Below are 19,101 nucleotides of genomic sequence, written 5' to 3' on the forward strand. Positions count from 1 at the left end.
ATTACTAACAGTACCTCAATAATTAAAGATTTCGATCAATTCGATAGATAAAAGCAAACACTTCTGCTACGACCTCATATAGCTCAGGGGGGATGGTCTGATTTATTTCCAATTGACTTAATAAAGTTACCAGCGTAGGGTCTTCCTGAATTGGAATTTGATGTTCTTTCGCACGTTGGACTATTTCTTCGGCAACAAGTCCTCTACCTTTTGCCGTAACTTTAGGTGAGTCTTGATTCTTTGGGTCGTAACGAAGAGCTATTGCTTGTTTCTTCTTATCTGGATTCATATCCGAACATCCACTCCCTGATAACCGACCTGTTGTTGATAAGCGTCTTTTGCTTTCGTTTGAGGAACATTCACTTCTTTCATCTCTTTCCACGTAAAGGAAGAGAGCTGATAGTTGTGACTAGATAATGCTTCTTTAAGTGAAGGGAGTAAGTGTTGCACTAATCCATCTGGGCGATCTTGTTCATTAAAAATCGTCACCGCCATTAAACGATTTTGGATTTGAACATCGACAATGACCTCGTCTAGTGTTTCGAGCGTTAGATAGAATAAAATACGGCAATGGTTTGCATCAAGCTGACCATCCTTAGTCTTCTTGCCTTCCCACTGCATCGACATGTCTGTTTTGAATAAACCTAATGAAAGTGGCATTTGCAAGGCAATATGTTGTAATGGACCAGACTGTTCTTGCGCTAGAAGCTGTTGTCCAGTAATACGATGAATCAATTGGTCAACTTTTTCTTTAATTGAAGTGGGTGAGTCTTGTTGTTGCATCATTAATAGTGTTGCTTTTAAGCGTTCTGATTGTACTGTCTCTCTTATTAAATCCCCTTGCAAAAGCCTTGTTGCTTCGTTTTCATGATTATATCCTAGTAGACCTAAAACATTTTGTAGATGATTCGCAATTGGTGACCGTTCTTGACCATTTGTTTTCGTCTGAGAAATCGTTGTTTCTAGCACTTGTTGCATCGCTAGTCTCTCACTTGGATGGAGTTGCTCATTTGGTAGGCTAATCCATTGGTTTAGTACTTGAGTCGCTTGAAGGCCAGGACGAAACAACTGTAACAATTGTTGAAGTTGAGGTACTCCTTCCTTCCCCGCTGGAATTTCCAACCTTGAAACCATTAATTCAAATAACGTCTTAGGATCAAGAGAAGAAATTGGTAGACCTTGGCCAACAGATATATTTGGCCATAATTGTTGGACAATTGCACGATTTTCAGGTCGAAAAATAGCTTCACGAAACTGTTCGTAGACATGATCGTGACTTTTCCCTGAAACAATTCCTAGTTTCTCTAAAAAAGCTTGAGCACCTTGTCTAGCTTCATCAGTATAACGATTACTCGAATACATCATCAGTAATTCAGTTACCGGAGAGCGAGTTGGTGGTACTTGGCTTTCTGTAAAAAAACGATTTACAACATTTCCTATCTGTTGTGCAAAGGGGTGATTAGACTCTTTTACTTCACGCAAGAGTTGGTTCATTTGTTCACTCAAAGGTGCTTGCTGCATAGCCGCTTGAAAGGCTTGAAATGTATCTTTGGTAAGTGGTAGCTGTCTATGAATCATCGATTGCAGAAGTTGCATCGTATCTTTATCATAACGATTTAGCTGAGATAACAACTGTGCACCAGACAAAATCGATTCTTTCGTAAATGGTAGTTGTTGATCTGAAAACTGCTTTAAAAGAGCTTCGACCGCTTTTGAATTTGGTAGGTTTAATTGTTTTATCAATTCTTGTGCTGACGGTTGAGCAGAAAGTCCTTCACGTTGACGGAGTCGATTATCATCAATCACGCGTAATCTTGGCACTCCACTACCTTCCTCCACCTCAAACCAATAGCTTTGACCTGTTGTTAATGCCGCTTCAAGCCTGGCTGATAATGCTACCCCATTTACCGATAATGTTGCTAAGTTATGTGAAAAAAGCTTGGTTATTCGGCCTAAAAACACATCTCCAGTTGAAAAAGAGACAGACTTTACTGACGACCATTCTGCTTTACGCGAAATAGGCCCTTCAATATGTGGATTCAGCATCATGACTCTCCTTCCCTATTATGTATGGATAACCGCTTCACTTACAGGTCGAAATGAACGTCGATGCTCTGATGTTATACCATTCCTCTTAATCGCTTCTAAATGTTCTTTTGTACCATAGCCTACATGGTTTGAAAAACCATATTCAGGATATTTAATAGCAAGCTCTTCCATATAGCGGTCGCGTGTCACCTTAGCTAGAACCGAACTAGCTGCAATAGTGATACTCTTTTGATCGCCTTTAATTAAAGATTGTTGTTTAATAGCTAGTGGCAAATTAATAGCATCTAAAAGTAAAAAATCTGTCTTAAGATCAAGCGCTTCCACCGCCCTTGTCATCGCTATTTTCGTTGCCTGATAAATATTAACCTGGTCAATTGTCGCTGCATCTACCATTTGAATAGAATAGGCTAATGCATGTTTTTTAATGTATTGAAAAAATAGCTCTCTTTTTTCTTTGGATAGCTTTTTAGAGTCTGTTAACCCTAGTAACTTAAATGTGCGCGGTAAAACGACCGCTGCAGCAACGACTGGCCCAGCTAAGGGACCTCGGCCTACTTCGTCTAAGCCTGCAATGGTTGTATAACCTTTTGCCCAAATTTGTTTTTCATACGTCCACATTTCTTCATGCATGGTTTCTAGTTCTTTTTTTCGATTTAGTTCTCTTTTATATTTCTCTAGTAAACGTTGAACACCTTTTCGATTATCTAATTGCAATTCTTCTAAAAGGCCTGCTTCTACATTAATATTTTCATATAATCGTTTCTCGATTTCTTTTATTGCTAAATGTCTCATTTTCACACCTTTTCTTTCTATATATATCGACTAAAGCTAACAATATTTTAATCATTACTGAATATGACCATAAAAAAGCCGCTAGAAAAAACAAAAAAAATGTTCTTCTAACAGCTTCTTTTTAGTGTCAGTTCAAAAGTGATGGTCCTTTTTTGACAGACGCTTTAACGCACTCTTTTAGTCAATAGGTTTTTCTAACGAAATTTGACCTAGGGTACCGGATCGTAGTTCGCGTAAAATAATTTCAGCAGCCTTATCGTAATCAACATACCCACGAGGTAACAAGCATCCTCGTTTCATACCAATCATGTCAAAAAGTGCCAGCCCGTCATCAGGAACTTCATCAAGCTTATAGCGATTCTTTACTCTATCTGGATACATTTCCTTTAAATAATTTAATACATAAAGAGCAATATCTTGGAAATCAAGCAATTCATCTTTAATCGCTCCCGTTGCAGCCAATCGAAAACCTATTAGTTGGTCTTCAAACTTGGGCCACAATATACCAGGTGTATCCAGCAATTCTAACTCTGTTCCAACTTTAATCCACTGTTGTTGTTTGGTTATCCCGGGACGGTCTCCAACTTTTGCAATTTTCTTAGATGCTAGTCTGTTAATAAGCGTTGATTTTCCGACATTTGGTATACCTAAAATCATCGCTCTAATTGCCCTGGGCTTCATCCCTTTGGTATTCCACTTTTCAAACAATACCTTTGCAAGCTCGTTACAAGCTGAGGCAATTTGTTCGGTTCCTTTTCCAGTTTGTGAATTGATAGAAAGAACCATATGACCTTGCTTTTCAAACCAACTTTTCCATTTGGCTGTTATCTTTGGATCAGCTAAATCAGATTTATTTAGTAAGATAAGTCGAGGTTTGTGGGCTACAATTTCATCAATCATGGGATTTCGTGATGCTAAAGGTATTCTCGCGTCAAGTAATTCAATAACAACATCAATTAACTTTAGCTTTTCCGTCACTTCTCTTCTTGCTTTTGCCATATGCCCTGGAAACCATTGTATGGTCTTTGACATTCGTACCACCTACTTTGCTATGCGTATATCAGAGAAAGGCCAGAATACAATATTTGCTTTCCCAACCACTTTATCAATGTGTACTGTTCCAATATCCCGACTGTCTTTACTGTGACGTCGGTTGTCCCCTAAAACAAATAACTGATCCTCAGGGACCACGGTATCACTCGTAATATCGATTAATTGAAAATCACCCGTTAAAGTTTCTCCTTCATAAACTAATTTTAAATTCTCCAAATATGGTTCTTCAACAGCTTGGTCGTTTACGTATAGCACATCTCCTCTATACTCCACCCTATCGCCGGGGACACCAATGACTCGCTTAATATAGTCTTTCCCATCTGGAGCATGGAATACAATAATATCAAAACGTTCTGGTTCACTAAAGGCATAACTTATTTTGTCTACAATCATTCTGTCACTATGCTCAAGTGTGGGCATCATTGATTGTCCATCCACAACAATCGGTGCGAATAAAAAATAACGGATTACAAAAGCTAGAATAAGTGCAATTGCAACAGCTTTTACCCATTCCCAAGAATCAGATTTCCCTTTTGTCATCTAGATAGCCTCCATCATGTCCATTCATTTCTACTTATTTTACCATACGTTTTCTCTTGTGAGGTAGTTATGTACTCCAATACCAATAAATTTAGTCTTTGACGAAAAAAGAAGCTTAGTTGTCTAAGCTTCTTTTTTTGTAACTTATCGAATTTCTTTAATACGAGCCGCTTTTCCACGTAAGCTACGTAGATAGTAAAGTTTAGCACGACGTACTTTACCGCGACGTTTCACTTCAATCTTAGCGATTTTAGGTGAATGTAATGGGAATGTACGTTCAACTCCTACACCGTAAGACACTTTACGTGCAGTGAATGTTTCACTAATTCCAGTACCACGACGTTTAATAACAACGCCTTCGAATAACTGGATACGCTCACGAGTTCCCTCGACAACTTTAACATGGATCACTAACGTGTCACCAGGACGAAACGCAGGAAGATCACTCCGTAATTGCTCACTAGTAATTTCTCGGATAATGTTGTTCATATAATTCCACTCCTTCCATACAGATGTTCTTATCAGTAATCCCGCAGCGGAACATCGTAATAACTGGCATAAGCCACAAACTCTATACTAGCATAAGCGTAGACAGATTACAAGGTTTCTATTGCAGTTTTTCACGTCACCTTTTGTTTAAATTCTTTAACCGCTTTTCCTCTTCAGTCGTTAACTTTCGATCCTCAAGTAAGTCTGGTCTTCGCTCCCAAGTACGTTTAAATGATTCCTGCTCTCTCCATGCATCAATATTTTTATGATGGCCAGACAAAAGAATGTCTGGCACTTTCATGCCACGAAAATCAGAAGGCCGCGTATAATGAGGGTGCTCGAGTAATCCAGTTGAAAATGAATCGGTAATGGCAGACTCTGCATTACCAAGTACGCCAGGTAAAAGACGTGTCACACTATCAGCAATGACCATTGCACCAAGTTCACCGCCTGTTAATACATAATCTCCAATTGATATTTCATCGGTCGCTAAGTGCTCCCGAATTCGTTCATCATACCCTTCATAATGGCCACATAGTAGGATGATATGTTCTTCTTCGGCTAATTCCTCTGCCTTTTTTTGGGTGAAACGTTCCCCTTGTGGACAAAGCAGGATAACCCTTGGTTTCTTCTGCATTTGGTTTGTTAGCGCATCAACAGCATCAAATATCGGCTGGGCTCTTAGAACCATTCCTGCTCCTCCACCGTAAGGATAATCATCGACTTTCTTATGTTTGTTATCAGCATATTCTCTGAAATTAATGATTCGATATGACACTACTCCGCTTTCTTTAGCATTCTTTAAAATCGAAGAACCAAAGACCCCTGAAAACATCTCTGGAAATAGCGTTAGGACATCAATTTTCATTCTAATAGTCCTTCAAGTACATGAATCACTATTAATTTCTTGTCAATCTCAACTTCACGAACAACCTGCTCAATATATGGAATTAATAAGTCTTTCCCCCCAGCTGTACGTTTGACAACCCAAACATCATTAGCTCCAGTTTCAATGATTTCTTTCACCTTACCTAAATCTTCACCTTCTTCAGTCATTACTGTACAACCAATAATCTCATGATAGTAAAATTCATCTTCATCTAGTTCATTTAATTGGTCTGCAGACACGTACAATTGATGTCCTTTAAAAACCTCAACATCATTAATGTTATTGTAGCCCTCAAATTGAAGAAGATCGAAATTTTTATGTGTTCGATGATGGGCAACAATGACCGGAATTTCCTTATCATTCACTTTCACCATTAATTTCGTACCTTTTGCATAACGTTCTTCAGCAAAATCGGTTGCAGAAATTACTCGAATTTCTCCTCTAACTCCATGCGTATTTACAATTTTTCCAACTCTATACCATTCTGTCATCTTCATTCCTACTTTCTCGAAATTCATGAATGAACCCATCTTTTATAATAATTTCAGTTCTGCCACTTTCAGACCAACGATCCCCTACTTGAACCTCACTTATTGATTCAACCGTGCCTTCATTCATTTCAGTTCCGATTTCTAGTTTATGTAATTGTTGAATTTTAAACGCAAGTGATTTTAATTGTTCTTCTCTATTCTCAATTTCTTGCTGGAAGCGGGTCCGGACCATTACCTTTTCACTCTTCTCCGTGACATCCTTTAGTGCTTTATGCAGTTGAAACTTCATTTGCTCTATTTCACGTTCGATTTGAATAACCTCTAAATCAAATTGTTTTAACAGGGTTTTCTTTTTAGCTTCGGTTAAGATTTGTTTTACCGTAACCTTTCGCAAAAGTTTCATGACTCACTCTCCAAGGTAATTTCATCGAAAGATAACAAAAAGGGAGAGGAATCCCTCACCCTTTTTGTTAATCAACGATGTCAAGTCGCACTCTTTTATTTTGCGTTGTTGCTGCTGCATAAATAACAGAACGCATTGCCTTAGCTGTTCGACCTTGCTTACCGATAACCTTCCCCATATCATCAGGATGGACGGTTAGCTTTAAGCAAAGAGTTTGTCCTTCTTGCTGTTCCTCTACTCGAACATTATCGGGCTGGTCAACAAGAGATTTCGCAATATGTTCAACTAACGCTTTCATCGCATTCTCCTTCGCGGAAGAATTACTTTTGATTTTTTACGTTGTGTAACTTTTCCATTAAACCTGCTTTTGAGAAAAGATTACGTACTGTGTCAGAAGGCTTCGCGCCTTTTAACATCCAGTCAAGTGCCTTTTCTTCTTGAAGATCAACCTTAGCTGGTTGAGTTAATGGATTGAACGTTCCAATTTCTTCAATGAAACGACCGTCACGCGGTGCGCGAGAATCTGCTACTACTACACGATAAAATGGGGCTTTCTTAGAACCCATACGTTTTAAACGAATTTTTACTGCCATTCGTTGAACACCTCCAAAAATATTTACACAATTATTTATAATATCATCAATTTTCCCAGAGTCAACTAGAAAAAACGATTTCCGCTTAAAATGGAAGCTTAAAGCCTCCAAGGCCTTTGCCTTTTTTCTTACCTTTGCCAGAAGTCATCCCCGTCATCTGCTTCATCATCTTCTTCATATCTTCAAATTGCTTGAGTAATCGGTTCACATCTTGTATCGTTGTCCCGCTTCCTTTAGCAATTCTTCGACGACGGCTACCATTCATAATACTAGGCTCGCTCTTCTCTTGCTTTGTCATTGAACGAACAATCGCTTCAACACGACCAATTTGCTTATCATCAACTTGTAAATTCTTCATACCTTTTGCTTTGTTTAAGCCAGGCATCATGTTTAAAAGCTCATCTAAGGGCCCCATACCTCGCACTTGGTCAAGCTGTTCAAGAAAATCATCAAATGTGAATTCGTTATTTCTCATTTTCTTTTCAAGCTCACGTGCTTTTTCTTCATCAACATTGGTTTGGGCCTTTTCAATTAAGGTCAGGACATCCCCCATGCCAAGAATTCTTGAGGCCATCCGTTCTGGATGAAATGGTTCAAGTTGGTCAATCTTTTCCCCCATACCGGCAAACTTAATCGGTGTGTTCGTAACAGCTTTGACCGAAATTGCTGCTCCACCTCGAGTATCACCGTCTAACTTAGTCAAAACAACCCCTGTTATATCAAGCTGTTCATTGAAACTTTCAGCAACATTAACCGCATCTTGACCCGTCATTGCATCAACAACAAGTAAAATTTCGTCTGGATTTGCTAATTCCTTTATTTGCTTTAACTCATCCATTAATATTTCATCAACATGCAATCGACCAGCTGTATCAATCAGGACATAGTCATGATGGTCTTCCTTTGCTTTTTCAATTGCTTGTTTAGCAATTTCAACAGGACTGACTTGATCTCCTAATGAGAACACAGGCATGTTTATTTGTTTTCCTAGCGTCTCCAGCTGTTTAATTGCCGCAGGTCGATAAATATCGGCCGCAACTAAAAGAGGCTGACGATTATGCTTTTTACGAAGATGATTCGCAAGTTTTGCTGTCGTTGTCGTTTTACCCGCACCTTGTAAACCAACCATCATTACAATCGTAGGGGGCTTATTCGCTACAGCAATTTTGCTTTGTTCGCCTCCCATTAATGTTGTTAATTCTTCATTAACAACCTTAATGACCTGTTGGCCAGGTGTAAGACTCTTCATTACTTCTTGTCCGAGTGATTTCTCTCTGACTGTTGCAATAAATTCCTTAACAACTTTAAAGTTAACATCCGCTTCTAGTAGGGCAAGCCGCACTTCACGCATCATATCTTTTACGTCTTGCTCACTTACTTTTCCTTTACCACGAATCTTTGTTAACGTTTCTTGTAACCGTTCCGCTAAACCTTCAAATGCCATGATGTCGCCTCCTAATCCAATTTCTCAAGAGAATCAATAAGCACCTTCATCTCTTCAGGAGTCGCGTTGCTCTCGGCTACTGCTCTTAGCTTTGATAAAAGTCCTAACCGAAGTTCAAATTTATCGAGTAGCTGTAGCTTTTGTTCATACTCTTCAAGCATCGCTTCTGTTCGTTTAATATTATCATAAACAGCTTGGCGACTAACTTCAAATTCTTCGGCAATTTCACCTAAAGAGAAATCATCAAGGTAATACAACGACATATATTTACGTTGCTTCGGTGTTAGCAAGGATTGATAAAAATCGAATAAATAATTCATTCGTAACGTCTTATCTAACACGAAATCCAACTCCTTGTTAAGTGAATTCCCTTTACAAGTTCATATCTTACAACAACAGAAAACTGCTGTCAAGTTTTTTTCTTAACATACACTTTTTAGTTAACGAGGTCGCCTATTTGCAATGAGGAAATGGTAGCGATAAAGTTGTTAATTTCTTATAAAACATTTTTCCACTGCCAAGTTCGGTCCACTTTTACTCTTCTTCTTCTTCGCTTGCTTCAAGTACATCTTTAAACAATCCATATACAAATTGCTCAGCATCAAACTCTTGAAGGTCGTCCATTTTCTCTCCAAGTCCGACAAACTTAACTGGAATATCTAGTTCATGACGAATTGCTAAAACAATTCCACCTTTAGCTGTTCCATCTAGCTTTGTCAAAACAATTCCTGTGACATCGGTAGATTGACCGAATGTCTTGGCCTGAGACATCGCATTTTGACCAGTGGTTGCGTCAAGAACTAGTAATACTTCGTGGGGAGCAGTAGGCACTTCTCTTTCAATTACCCGTTTAACCTTTTCCAACTCGTTCATTAAATTCACTTTATTCTGCAATCTTCCTGCCGTATCACATAATAAGACATCGACTTGTCTCGACTTCGCGGCCTGAAGTGCATCAAACATTACCGCAGCTGGATCTGACCCGGCTTGATGCTTGATTACATCAACACCGACTCGCTCTCCCCAAACTTCTAGCTGCTCAATCGCCCCAGCCCTGAATGTATCTCCAGCAGCGAGCAATACCGATTTTCCTTCTTGCTTTAACTTATGAGCAAGCTTTCCAATTGTCGTCGTTTTCCCTACACCATTTACTCCAACAAATAAGATAACTGTCATGCCCTCAGCTTGAATATTTAATGAAACATCATCGCCCTTTTTTTGTAAAAGCTCAGCAAGTTTTTCTGAAATCACAGGCTGAATTACTTTTGTGTCTTTAATATTGCGGAGGCGCACCTCATCCTTCAAGTCATCGATTAACTCCATCACGGTTGTCACACCAACATCGGCGCTTATTAAGATTTCTTCTAATTCTTCGAAAAAGTCTTCGTCGACCGTGCGATATTTGTAGACCAACTCATTCATTCGTCCGACAAAGGAGTCTCTAGTTTTTTCTAATCCTGTTTTGAATTTTTCAGTGACATCGGTAGTTTGGTTTGTAATTTTTTCCTTTAGCTTTTTAAAAAAACTCATCATTCTCACTCCTATGTTTCGATTAATTCTCTTGTTTCTTCAAGTCTTACCGAGACAAGTCGAGAAACTCCAGATTCTTGCATCGTTATTCCGTACAATACATCAGCTTCCTCCATCGTCCCTTTTCGATGTGTGATGACAATAAATTGTGTAGCCTCACTAAAATCCTTTAGGAAGTGAGCAAACCGACTAACATTGGCCTCATCAAGTGCAGCTTCCACCTCATCCAATACACAAAATGGGACTGGTCGAACTTTTAAAATAGCAAAAAGTAAAGCAATGGCTGTTAACGCCCGCTCTCCACCAGATAAAAGAGCAAGGTTTTGCAGCTTCTTCCCTAAAGGTCTTGCCACGATTTCAACTCCGGTATGAAGAAGGTCATCAGGATTTGTTAATACTAAATCAGCCTCTCCTCCTCCAAACAACTCACGAAACACAACTTGGAAATGCTGTCGTATTTGACGATACGTTTCATGGAATCGTTTCGTCATTTCTTCATCCATTTCTGCAATCACTTCATGTAGAGTCGCTTTTGCTAAAAGTAAATCTTGCTGTTGCCCATTAAGAAATTCAAAACGCTCACGAACTCTCTCGTATTCTTCGATTGCTCCAAGATTCACATGACCAAGTTCTCCAATAGCGAGCTTAATTAATTTCACTTTTGTTCTAGCTTCATCGGGATCTAACATTAAGATAAATTCATTCTTCGCCGCTTCAAAAGTAAGTTGATATTCCTCACGAAGATGGGTGAGACGGTTGTCTAATTCAACATCAAGCCGATTCACTCTAACCTCAATTTGTCGACATTCATCGGCCATAAGACTAGCTTCACCTTGTTGAACCTTCAGCGTTTTTTCTAGCTCTAAATAAGCTTCATCTAATTGTTCACGTTCTCTTCGTGCAAACTGAAGGGCTTCTGTTAGCTCTCTCTTCTTTTCACGGTATAGTTCAATGCGGTCGGCCAAAGAAAGTTCACCATTTGACCCATCAGAGAGCTCAGATACGAGCAACGTCAGTTGCTCCTTAAGTTCATCAAGCTCACTTTCATTTTGTTCTTTTCTTGAATTAAGACTGCTCGCTTGCTCACGTAGTGAATGATAGCGCTCTTGGGCTGTTGCAAGTTCAATCCTATCGGACGTCAATTGCTGTTGGTTTGTTTCTTTTGAGGTTCGTTGTTGCTTTTGCTTTTCCTCTAAGAGCTTAACTTCTTTTTCTAACTTTGAAATTTGCTTCAGAGCAATTTTGTGATTTCCCTCTAATTGTTGGAGGCGTGAGGTGTTTTGCTCGAATTCACCAGAAAAGCTCTTTTGCTCTCTATCGAATCGTACAAAGCGCTCTTCTATATTTTTCGCTGCTAATTCGAGTTCACGAAGTTTAGTTTTAGTATCTTGAAAATCACTTCTAGCATTCTCTCCAACATTCCTTGACTCTTCTAACTGTAGCTCAGATACACGAACTTCTTCTTTCAATTTTTTGACACTTTGTTCAAGTTGACTTGCGGATTCATTCATTTTTTGAAGTTTATTCGTTAGCTCTTCCAATTCACGCTTTCTACCAAGCAAAGGGGCTTGAGACTGTTTTACACTGCCTCCTGTCATAGAGCCGCCAGGATTCACAACATCCCCTTCCAACGTGACGATCCGAAAGCGGTGCTGGACAATCCTTGCCAATTCATTTGCTCCCTGTAAATCATTCGCGATAATAACATGTCCAAGCAAATAAGATAATACAGGCTGATAGCGATCGTCATACTTTAAAAGTGTTGAGGCAATTCCCACGTACGCATGATGCTGCTCAATGGCCTGACGTTGCATATCAGGTATTGAACGAGGTTTCATCACAGGTAGAGGTAAAAATGTTGCTCTTCCCATTCTATTCTTCTTTAGAAACTGAATTGCCTGCCTTGCATCTGCTTCCTTTTCAACAACGATATGTTGCGATGCTCCTCCCAGAGCTACTTCTAGAGCTGTCTCATATTCTTTAGGCACCTGAATTAACTCCGCGACCGCACCTATAATTCCTTGCAGCTGATTTCTTCTAGCCTTTAGAACTTCTTTAACCCCATGAAAGAAGCCTGAAAAATCGGCTTGCATTTCTTCAAGAACTTCAGCTCGTGATTGAAGCTTTTGAATAAGTTGGTACGCTTCATAAAGCTGAGATTCTTTTTTCTGATAACTTGCTCGTTGTTGTTCAAGCGTTCGTTGAAGATCTCGATAACGCTCCCCAGCTGAATTCAATATCGCTTCCTTTTCTTTCAATTCCTTAAGTGCAGACGCTTGGCTATCTTGCATTTCCTTTCGACTAGAAAGTAAACCTTCATTTTCAGATAGGAGACGTTCCTGCTTCATTTCGTGTTGACGCTGTTGTTCTTCTAAATATCTACGTTCATTTCGAATCGAAGCTTGCTCATTTAACACTTCGATATAGTCTGATTTTAAGCGTTCTAGCTCTTGCTCTACATCCGCCTCAGAGGTGTTAAGAAGCTGTTCTTGTTCCTTGATAACACGTTGAAGTTTATTTAATTTGTTACGTGCTACAGAAAGACGATCTTCTTGTTCCTTGTGCTCACGCACAAATTCAACTTGTTTTTCCATTCGATCGTTGATGGCTTTTGTGAGCTGTTCTTTATTTTGTGTTGCATGTTTCTTTCGCTCTTTTAATACCTCACGTTTACCTTCATTCTTTTCTAATTTCTCACTCGCTAACAAAAGGTCATCTTGTGCTCGATTAACATTCTCAGTAAGTTCAAAGGATCGCTTTCGCAATTGTTGTAAATTTTCTTCCATTTCCACAAGTTTATTTGTACGTTCTGAGAATTGACTTCGTAAGTCAGCTAATTTTTCTTTTTCATTTGTCCATTTTCCGTGGATTTCTTCTATCTCATGAACCATGAGGGCAATCTCTACTTGCTTTAATTGTTCTTTCTTCTCTAAAAAATCTTTAGCAATTGATGCTTGAACCTTTAATGGCTCTATCTGAGACTCTAGTTCATGAAGGATATCTTCCACACGAAATAAATTCTCCTGTGTTTCATTTAATCTTTTTTCGGCTTGAATTTTTCGAGTCTTATATTTTAAAACACCTGCTGCTTCCTCGAAAATAATACGACGATCCTCGGCCTTACTGCTTAAGATTTCCTCAACTTTTCCTTGTCCAATAATTGAATATGCTTCGCGCCCCATACCTGAATCAAGAAACAAATCGACAATATCTTTTAAGCGACAGGATTGTTTATTAATAAAATATTCACTATCACCCGAACGATAGACACGACGTGTGACACTTACTTCACTATAATCGATCGCAATATGCTGGTCCTCGTTATCAAGAATCAAACTAACTTCAGCAAAGTTAAGAGGCTTTCTTGTATCACTTCCAGCAAAAATAATATCCTCCATCTTTGACCCGCGTAGTGATTTAGCCGATTGTTCCCCTAAAACCCAGCGAATACTATCTGAAATGTTACTTTTTCCACTTCCATTCGGACCAACTACTGCAGTCACCCCTGGAACAAATTCAATATTGATTTGTTCTGCAAAGGATTTAAATCCTACGACTTCGAGTCGTTTGAGGAACATATCCCTTCCCCCTATCCTTTTATAACAACTGTCCTATTTTACCATACTACATCAAGCAAATAAATCCGCCAAAGGAAGATGTCCCTCATTCTATCATTGATTCAAAAGAGACAAACCCTTTATGCTATGATAGGATTAAATTACAACAAGTAGAAAGGGTGGCGACATGGATTTATCCGTAAAAAGCCGTGACAATATTGAATTTATGATTGAAGGTATTAAAGATAAGCTTCACATTGTAAATGCAGGTGCATTAAACGCAAAAAGCTTCGACACAGATCAGTACGAAGACCTTCGGGATATCTATGAAATGATTCAAAAGAAGCCAAATTTCTCCGTAAGCGAACTTGATGCGATCGTTTCCGAACTAGGACGCTTGCGAAAGTAATAATTTTTAGAAAAGCTACGTAAAAGCCTTTCTTATAAGCAATGCACCTATTTACCACACTTCTTTAAAGCGTTCCAAAAATTCATTTCTACTTATCTTTAAAAAAACGTGCTCTCTTATGAGGAGCACGTTTTTTCTATACCTTATAGTTGCGACTCTTCACTAAGTTTACTTAACGCTTGCTGTGCCGCATGTTGTTCTGCTTCTTTTTTTGAACGTCCTGTCCCAACACCTAGCGCGAGTTCGTTTAATTTCACTTCAGATACGAACTCCCGATTATGAGCAGGGCCTCTCTCTTGAACAATAACGTAATGAATTTGTCCTAAATTATCTCGTTGAATAAATTCTTGTAGCTGACTTTTAAAATCCATCATATGAGAAAAAGCACCATCATTTATTTTTGGATACATGGTTTGGTCTAAAAATTGGTAAACCGCTTCTAAACCTTGATCTAAGTAAAGAGCACCAATAAACGATTCAAAAACATCTGCAAGTAATGCAGGTCTTGAACGTCCCCCGGTCATTTCTTCCCCTTTTCCAAGTAAGACAAGCTTCCCAAAATCTAATTCTTCAGCAAATTTAGCTAAAGAAGGCTCACAAACAATTGATGCGCGTAGTTTTGTCATGTCTCCCTCACTCATTGTCCCAAATTTCTTATAAAGAAATTGTGAAACTGCAAGCTCAAGAACGGCATCTCCCAAAAACTCCAAACGCTCGTTATCCTGAAACGAGTAAATACGGTGCTCATTCACATAGGATGAATGAGTAAAAGCTTGAATGAAAAGCTTCCGATTTTCAAAAGTCAATCCAATTTGAGTAAGCAAATCACTGAATTGCTGCTTTTGATTTTCAGTTAATATTAGACGTCTTTGTCCACGTCTTCGGTCGTAATAATTAGTTCTAGGTTTTCGTTGATTTTTAGAAGATTGCGGCATTGTGACCTCCCACAGAAAGAAAATTAGCCTTAAGCCTTAAGGATTAAGACTATCTTAATTTGCCTATCACTTCTAACGCTGCTTGAGAAACAAGTCCCACATGTATTCATATGGGACTTGAAACAATTACTGACGACTGTTTATGTACTCAACAACATCAGTGACAGTTGCAATTTTTTCTGCATCTTCATCCGAGATTTCTAAATCAAACTCATCCTCAAGCTCCATAACAAGTTCTACAACGTCTAATGAATCCGCACCAAGATCATCTTTAAATGAAGCTTCTGGCTTAACCTCTGCTTCTTCAACACCAAGACGATCTACAACGATTTTCGCTACACGTGAAAGTGTATCTGACATGTTCCGTTCACCTCCTCTCAAAGAATGGGTTTGGCTAGAAGAATTTTACCGACATGAATGACATCTGTCAAGCAAATTTTAACCATACTTTACCTTATGGCATTACCATCCCACCATCAACATGCAAAGTTTGTCCTGTCATATAATCTGCATCAGAACTCACTAGAAAACGTACAACAGTGGCGATATTCTCCGGTTTCCCCAATGTAGCAAGTGGAATTTGACCAAGAAGTTGAACCTTCATGTCATCATTAAGTTCATCTGTCATATCTGTTTCAATAAACCCTGGTGCAACAGCATTAACGTGAATATTGCGGTTTGCTAACTCGCGAGCCATTGTTTTAGTTAATCCTATCACACCTGCTTTTGCTGCAACATAATTAGCCTGTCCCGCATTTCCCAAAACACCAACAACCGAAGCAATATTAATAATTCTCCCATACCGCTGCTTCATCATTTGACGAGTGACAGCTTTTGAACAATTGAATACGCCCTTTAAGTTGGTGTTAATGACATCATCCCATTCCTCTTCTTTCATACGCATGATTAAATTATCTCTTGTAATTCCAGCATTATTGATGAGGATATCAATACGATTAAATGCATCCATCGTTTCTTTTACTAGTGTCTGAACTTGGTCGCTACTTGCAACATCCGCTTGGATTGCAATCGCATCACTACCTAATTGCTTTATTTCAACCACTACTTGCTCTGCACGCTCTTTGCTTCCCGCATAGTTGACAACAATATTTGCTCCATGGCGTGCTAACTCCAAAGCTATAGAACGACCAATCCCACGTGAAGCGCCAGTTACGATCGCTACTTTTCCTTGTAACATTATTCTATCACTCCTTCCAATTGCTTAACCATTTTCATTAAACTTTCCCTATCATTAATTGCATAAGCATGAACGCGTCTATTCACCTTTTTTACAAGCCCTGTTAGGACATTGCCCGATCCAATTTCAACAAAGGTATCAACACCTTCATCTAGTAGCTTCCGGATACTATCTTCCCAAAGAACAGGAGAATACACTTGTTCTATTAATCGTTCCTTGATCTCTTCCTTCTGCTCTACTTTATCAGCGGTCACATTCGCAATAACGGGTACTCTCGCATCTTGGATGTTTAGCTCCGTTAAGACCTTTTCAAGTTTTTCCGCTGCCGGTTTCATTAAAGATGAATGAAATGGACCACTTACTTGAAGAGGAATAACTCGTTTCGCGCCAGCCACTTTCGCTTTTTCCGATGCAACGCTAACTCCCTCTGCGGAACCAGAAATGACAATTTGCCCAGGACAATTCAAATTAGCAAGCTCAGCAACTTCACCATCATTTTTAATCTGTTGACAAACAACCTCCAGTGCTTCCTTGTCTATCCCTAGAACTGCTGCCATTGCTCCTTCTCCGTAAGGCACTGCTTCCTCCATAAACAACCCACGATTTCTTACAGCGTAGACTGCATCTTCAAAGCTTAACGCACCAGCACAGGTTAAAGCACTATATTCACCTAAGCTATGCCCTGCTACGAAGTCTGGTTGAATTCCTTGTTCACTTAAAAGCTGTAATACAGCTATACTCATCGTCACCAGTGCCGGTTGCGTATGTTCAGTTCGTTTCAATGTTTCCTCAGGACCTTCTACCATTATGGTTGATAATGAATATCCTAATTTTTCATCTGCTCTTTTAAAAATCTCCTGACAAACAGACTCATTTTCGAGTAATGATTGACCCATCCCAACAAATTGAGATCCTTGACCTGGAAACAAAAATGCTATTTTCCCCACTCTTACATCCCCCTCTTATTATTATTGTTCTTTTTTATTTCTGGAAACTTCACTTTTAATTATGGTTACAACCTGTTGTTCGACCATTTCTCTCGCTTGACGAATGGCATGAAAAACAGCAGTGTCGTCCGAAGATCCATGAGCTTTAATAATAGGGGACTTTAATCCAAATAGACCAGCCCCACCGTATTCTGAATAACTCATTTTACTTTTTAAACCTTGTAAATCTGATTTTAAGACCCCTGCCGCAAGTTTATTTTTTAATGACTTCGTAAATTCTTTTTTAAGCAAGGAAAACAAGGAGCCTGCAGTTCCTTCAATTGATTTTAAAACAATGTTTCCAGCAAACCCATCACAGACAACAACATCTGCCACACCGTTTAATAAATCTCGAGCTTCGACATTTCCGATAAAATTAAAACTTGCTGATTCGAGAAGTGGAAAAGCATGTTTCGTTAATTCATTCCCTTTCCCACTCTCTGTCCCAACATTTAATAGACCGACACGCGGCCGTTTTCTTTTCATAACCATTTCCATATAAGTCTCGCCCATTATCGCATATTGAAGAAGTTGTTCAGGCTTTGCATCCATATTAGCCCCCACATCTAGCAAGAGAAACCCATTTCCGTTCATCGTCGGTAGCATTGGAGATAGAGCAGGACGGTCAATTCCTGAAATCCTGCCTACATAAAGCAAGCCTGCAGTCATAAGAGCTCCTGTATTCCCAGCCGATATCGCAGCATCCGCTCGACCTTCCTTCACCTCCCGCATTGCTAGTACCATAGAGGAATCTTTTTTACGTCGAACAGCTGTAGTTGGTTGATCTGTATCTTCAATTTTTTCCGTTGTATGTAAAATCGTTAAACCTTTGTCATTAGTAATGAACTTCTTAATTTCCTCCTCATGACCCACAAGGATGATTTCTAAATCATCAAATGTATGTATCGCCTCTTGGGCAGCTAAAACCTGAGCTTTCGGAGCATGATCTCCGCCCATCGCGTCAAGAGCTATTTTCATCGTTTCACCGCTCCTTTTTGATTTGTCCGGAACATGACAAATTCTCCTGTAAAGACGAGCTCTTGCTCTACAAAGCTCTTTACCTCTACAATCGTACGTTCTTTTTCAAGACTTATCACACTCGCTTTGGCAATGACTCGTTCTCCCGCCTTAACTTGACGCTTAAATCGTATTGTTGCTTTGGCAGTCAGCGCTAATTCATCGTTAATAATTGCAACAGCTAAAGAATTTGCTTGCGCAAAAAGATGATGCCCTCGAGCAATACCGGAACGTGCAAATACATGGTCCGTCTTTATATCCAAGATGGAAATTGCTCGTTCATCCAGTTGTAGATCAACAATTTCTCCAATCACTTCATCATGAGAAAGAGCTTTTATATCATCTAATTGCTGCTTAGCTACATCTTTTATACGCTCCCGCAGTTCAGGAATCGCGAGTTCCATTCTATCGAGTCTAATGGTCTGAATGCTTACTGAAAATCGTTCTGCCAAAGCTTCATCTGTCATGAAAGGGTCGTCTTTTAACGTTTCCTGTAATTGAGTCTGTCTTTCTTTTTTTCGTTGTCTCATTTTATGCACCCTTTCATTCAAAATCGCCGGCATAAAGACATGAATGAACGACCTTGTTAGAAATACTTTACTACTAGTTCGTCATACGAGAACACATTCCTGCCGATCTTAATCCATCTATCTCTAGGTGTTTAACATGTTACTTTTAATACGAATACCTTTTTCTATGACTAGGTACTAAGAGTAGTATATAATT

The 19,101-nt window shown here is 39.2% G+C and carries 22 protein-coding genes; 1 reads left to right on the forward strand and 21 read right to left on the reverse strand.

Annotation, left to right across the window (positions count from 1 at the left end; genetic code table 11):
- Window positions 1-22: 22 nt before the first annotated feature.
- The 15 genes from CEF19_RS01805 to smc all read right to left on the reverse strand — a co-directional run bounded on the left by CEF19_RS01805 (window position 23) and on the right by smc (window position 13,851).
- Window positions 23-289: an EscU/YscU/HrcU family type III secretion system export apparatus switch protein gene (locus CEF19_RS01805; RefSeq protein WP_100404496.1), complete on the reverse strand. Its 267-nt coding sequence runs from the start codon at window positions 287-289 to the stop codon at window positions 23-25.
- A complete protein-coding gene (locus CEF19_RS01810; protein ID WP_100404497.1) occupies window positions 286-2,046 on the reverse strand; it encodes a hypothetical protein in 1,761 nt (586 codons plus the stop codon). The genes CEF19_RS01805 and CEF19_RS01810 overlap by 4 nt, the downstream gene beginning before the upstream one ends.
- Window positions 2,047-2,064: 18 nt before the next feature.
- The gene (locus tag CEF19_RS01815; RefSeq protein ID WP_100404498.1) at window positions 2,065-2,841 is read right to left on the reverse strand and encodes a ribonuclease HII; all 777 of its coding nucleotides are present in this window, start codon (window positions 2,839-2,841) and stop codon (window positions 2,065-2,067) included.
- 177 nt (window positions 2,842-3,018) lie between these two features.
- Complete coding sequence (ylqF, locus tag CEF19_RS01820) at window positions 3,019-3,873, reverse strand: ribosome biogenesis GTPase YlqF (protein WP_100404499.1); 855 nt, start codon at window positions 3,871-3,873, stop codon at window positions 3,019-3,021.
- A 9-nt stretch (window positions 3,874-3,882) separates the two neighbouring features.
- Window positions 3,883-4,434 (reverse strand): signal peptidase I, encoded by a 552-nt coding sequence (lepB, locus tag CEF19_RS01825; RefSeq protein WP_100404500.1) that lies wholly within the window; start codon window positions 4,432-4,434, stop codon window positions 3,883-3,885.
- Window positions 4,435-4,578: 144 nt separating this feature from the next.
- Window positions 4,579-4,923, reverse strand: coding sequence for a 50S ribosomal protein L19 (gene rplS / locus CEF19_RS01830; RefSeq protein ID WP_100404501.1), 345 nt, complete (start codon window positions 4,921-4,923; stop codon window positions 4,579-4,581).
- A 136-nt stretch (window positions 4,924-5,059) separates the two neighbouring features.
- Entirely contained in the window at window positions 5,060-5,791 is a 732-nt protein-coding gene (gene trmD / locus CEF19_RS01835; protein WP_100404502.1) for a tRNA (guanosine(37)-N1)-methyltransferase TrmD, read from the reverse strand.
- Window positions 5,788-6,303 carry a ribosome maturation factor RimM gene (gene rimM / locus CEF19_RS01840; protein WP_100404503.1) on the reverse strand — a complete coding sequence of 172 codons (516 nt, stop codon included), beginning with the start codon at window positions 6,301-6,303 and terminating at the stop codon, window positions 5,788-5,790. Before rimM ends, trmD begins: the two co-directional genes overlap by 4 nt.
- Complete coding sequence (locus CEF19_RS01845) at window positions 6,287-6,706, reverse strand: YlqD family protein (RefSeq protein ID WP_100404504.1); 420 nt, start codon at window positions 6,704-6,706, stop codon at window positions 6,287-6,289. The genes rimM and CEF19_RS01845 overlap by 17 nt, the downstream gene beginning before the upstream one ends.
- Window positions 6,707-6,773: 67 nt before the next feature.
- Window positions 6,774-7,004: a KH domain-containing protein gene (locus CEF19_RS01850; RefSeq protein ID WP_100404505.1), complete on the reverse strand. Its 231-nt coding sequence runs from the start codon at window positions 7,002-7,004 to the stop codon at window positions 6,774-6,776.
- 22 nt (window positions 7,005-7,026) lie between these two features.
- The gene (gene rpsP / locus CEF19_RS01855) at window positions 7,027-7,299 is read right to left on the reverse strand and encodes a 30S ribosomal protein S16 (RefSeq protein ID WP_100408167.1); all 273 of its coding nucleotides are present in this window, start codon (window positions 7,297-7,299) and stop codon (window positions 7,027-7,029) included.
- Window positions 7,300-7,384: 85 nt separating this feature from the next.
- Window positions 7,385-8,743 (reverse strand): signal recognition particle protein, encoded by a 1,359-nt coding sequence (gene ffh / locus CEF19_RS01860; protein WP_100404506.1) that lies wholly within the window; start codon window positions 8,741-8,743, stop codon window positions 7,385-7,387.
- Window positions 8,744-8,754: 11 nt separating this feature from the next.
- The gene (locus CEF19_RS01865) at window positions 8,755-9,063 is read right to left on the reverse strand and encodes a putative DNA-binding protein (protein WP_406565377.1); all 309 of its coding nucleotides are present in this window, start codon (window positions 9,061-9,063) and stop codon (window positions 8,755-8,757) included.
- Window positions 9,064-9,277: 214 nt separating this feature from the next.
- Entirely contained in the window at window positions 9,278-10,273 is a 996-nt protein-coding gene (ftsY, locus tag CEF19_RS01870; protein ID WP_100404508.1) for a signal recognition particle-docking protein FtsY, read from the reverse strand.
- Window positions 10,274-10,284: 11 nt separating this feature from the next.
- Complete coding sequence (gene smc / locus CEF19_RS01875) at window positions 10,285-13,851, reverse strand: chromosome segregation protein SMC (protein WP_100404509.1); 3,567 nt, start codon at window positions 13,849-13,851, stop codon at window positions 10,285-10,287.
- Window positions 13,852-14,017: 166 nt separating this feature from the next.
- On the opposite strand from smc, the gene CEF19_RS01880 reads away from it, so the two are divergent.
- Entirely contained in the window at window positions 14,018-14,239 is a 222-nt protein-coding gene (locus CEF19_RS01880; RefSeq protein ID WP_100404510.1) for a DUF1128 domain-containing protein, read from the forward strand.
- A gap of 143 nt (window positions 14,240-14,382) precedes the next feature.
- Here CEF19_RS01880 and rnc read toward each other — a convergent pair whose 3' ends face one another.
- From rnc to fapR, 6 genes are all read right to left on the reverse strand, one after another.
- Window positions 14,383-15,174 carry a ribonuclease III gene (rnc, locus tag CEF19_RS01885; protein WP_100404511.1) on the reverse strand — a complete coding sequence of 264 codons (792 nt, stop codon included), beginning with the start codon at window positions 15,172-15,174 and terminating at the stop codon, window positions 14,383-14,385.
- 126 nt (window positions 15,175-15,300) lie between these two features.
- Window positions 15,301-15,534 carry an acyl carrier protein gene (acpP, locus tag CEF19_RS01890; RefSeq protein ID WP_100404512.1) on the reverse strand — a complete coding sequence of 78 codons (234 nt, stop codon included), beginning with the start codon at window positions 15,532-15,534 and terminating at the stop codon, window positions 15,301-15,303.
- A gap of 94 nt (window positions 15,535-15,628) precedes the next feature.
- Complete coding sequence (gene fabG / locus CEF19_RS01895) at window positions 15,629-16,372, reverse strand: 3-oxoacyl-[acyl-carrier-protein] reductase (RefSeq protein WP_100404513.1); 744 nt, start codon at window positions 16,370-16,372, stop codon at window positions 15,629-15,631.
- Window positions 16,372-17,319 (reverse strand): ACP S-malonyltransferase, encoded by a 948-nt coding sequence (fabD, locus tag CEF19_RS01900; RefSeq protein ID WP_100404514.1) that lies wholly within the window; start codon window positions 17,317-17,319, stop codon window positions 16,372-16,374. The genes fabG and fabD overlap by 1 nt, the downstream gene beginning before the upstream one ends.
- Before the next feature lie 21 nt (window positions 17,320-17,340).
- Entirely contained in the window at window positions 17,341-18,336 is a 996-nt protein-coding gene (plsX, locus tag CEF19_RS01905; protein ID WP_100404515.1) for a phosphate acyltransferase PlsX, read from the reverse strand.
- Window positions 18,333-18,905, reverse strand: coding sequence for a transcription factor FapR (fapR, locus tag CEF19_RS01910; RefSeq protein WP_100404516.1), 573 nt, complete (start codon window positions 18,903-18,905; stop codon window positions 18,333-18,335). Before fapR ends, plsX begins: the two co-directional genes overlap by 4 nt.
- Between the last annotated feature and the right edge of the window lie 196 nt (window positions 18,906-19,101).

The organism is Bacillus solitudinis (assembly GCF_002797395.1).
Taxonomy (GTDB): Bacteria; Bacillota; Bacilli; order Bacillales; family Bacillaceae_D; genus Halalkalibacter_A; species Halalkalibacter_A solitudinis.

Excerpts from the sequence above, each read along its gene's own strand:
- CEF19_RS01805 (WP_100404496.1), bottom strand. The coding sequence starts at position 289 with ATGAATCCAGATAAGAAGAAACAAGCAATAGCTCTTCGTTACGACCCA.
- CEF19_RS01810 (WP_100404497.1), bottom strand. The coding sequence starts at position 2,046 with ATGCTGAATCCACATATTGAAGGGCCTATTTCGCGTAAAGCAGAATGG.
- CEF19_RS01815 (WP_100404498.1), bottom strand. The coding sequence starts at position 2,841 with ATGAGACATTTAGCAATAAAAGAAATCGAGAAACGATTATATGAAAAT.
- ylqF (WP_100404499.1), bottom strand. The coding sequence starts at position 3,873 with ATGTCAAAGACCATACAATGGTTTCCAGGGCATATGGCAAAAGCAAGA.
- lepB (WP_100404500.1), bottom strand. The coding sequence starts at position 4,434 with ATGACAAAAGGGAAATCTGATTCTTGGGAATGGGTAAAAGCTGTTGCA.
- rplS (WP_100404501.1), bottom strand. The coding sequence starts at position 4,923 with ATGAACAACATTATCCGAGAAATTACTAGTGAGCAATTACGGAGTGAT.
- trmD (WP_100404502.1), bottom strand. The coding sequence starts at position 5,791 with ATGAAAATTGATGTCCTAACGCTATTTCCAGAGATGTTTTCAGGGGTC.
- rimM (WP_100404503.1), bottom strand. The coding sequence starts at position 6,303 with ATGACAGAATGGTATAGAGTTGGAAAAATTGTAAATACGCATGGAGTT.
- CEF19_RS01845 (WP_100404504.1), bottom strand. The coding sequence starts at position 6,706 with ATGAAACTTTTGCGAAAGGTTACGGTAAAACAAATCTTAACCGAAGCT.
- CEF19_RS01850 (WP_100404505.1), bottom strand. The coding sequence starts at position 7,004 with ATGAAAGCGTTAGTTGAACATATTGCGAAATCTCTTGTTGACCAGCCC.
- rpsP (WP_100408167.1), bottom strand. The coding sequence starts at position 7,299 with ATGGCAGTAAAAATTCGTTTAAAACGTATGGGTTCTAAGAAAGCCCCA.
- ffh (WP_100404506.1), bottom strand. The coding sequence starts at position 8,743 with ATGGCATTTGAAGGTTTAGCGGAACGGTTACAAGAAACGTTAACAAAG.
- CEF19_RS01865 (WP_406565377.1), bottom strand. The coding sequence starts at position 9,063 with ATGAATTATTTATTCGATTTTTATCAATCCTTGCTAACACCGAAGCAA.
- ftsY (WP_100404508.1), bottom strand. The coding sequence starts at position 10,273 with ATGAGTTTTTTTAAAAAGCTAAAGGAAAAAATTACAAACCAAACTACC.
- smc (WP_100404509.1), bottom strand. The coding sequence starts at position 13,851 with ATGTTCCTCAAACGACTCGAAGTCGTAGGATTTAAATCCTTTGCAGAA.
- CEF19_RS01880 (WP_100404510.1), top strand. The coding sequence starts at position 14,018 with ATGGATTTATCCGTAAAAAGCCGTGACAATATTGAATTTATGATTGAA.
- rnc (WP_100404511.1), bottom strand. The coding sequence starts at position 15,174 with ATGCCGCAATCTTCTAAAAATCAACGAAAACCTAGAACTAATTATTAC.
- acpP (WP_100404512.1), bottom strand. The coding sequence starts at position 15,534 with ATGTCAGATACACTTTCACGTGTAGCGAAAATCGTTGTAGATCGTCTT.
- fabG (WP_100404513.1), bottom strand. The coding sequence starts at position 16,372 with ATGTTACAAGGAAAAGTAGCGATCGTAACTGGCGCTTCACGTGGGATT.
- plsX (WP_100404515.1), bottom strand. The coding sequence starts at position 18,336 with ATGAAAATAGCTCTTGACGCGATGGGCGGAGATCATGCTCCGAAAGCT.
- fapR (WP_100404516.1), bottom strand. The coding sequence starts at position 18,905 with ATGAGACAACGAAAAAAAGAAAGACAGACTCAATTACAGGAAACGTTA.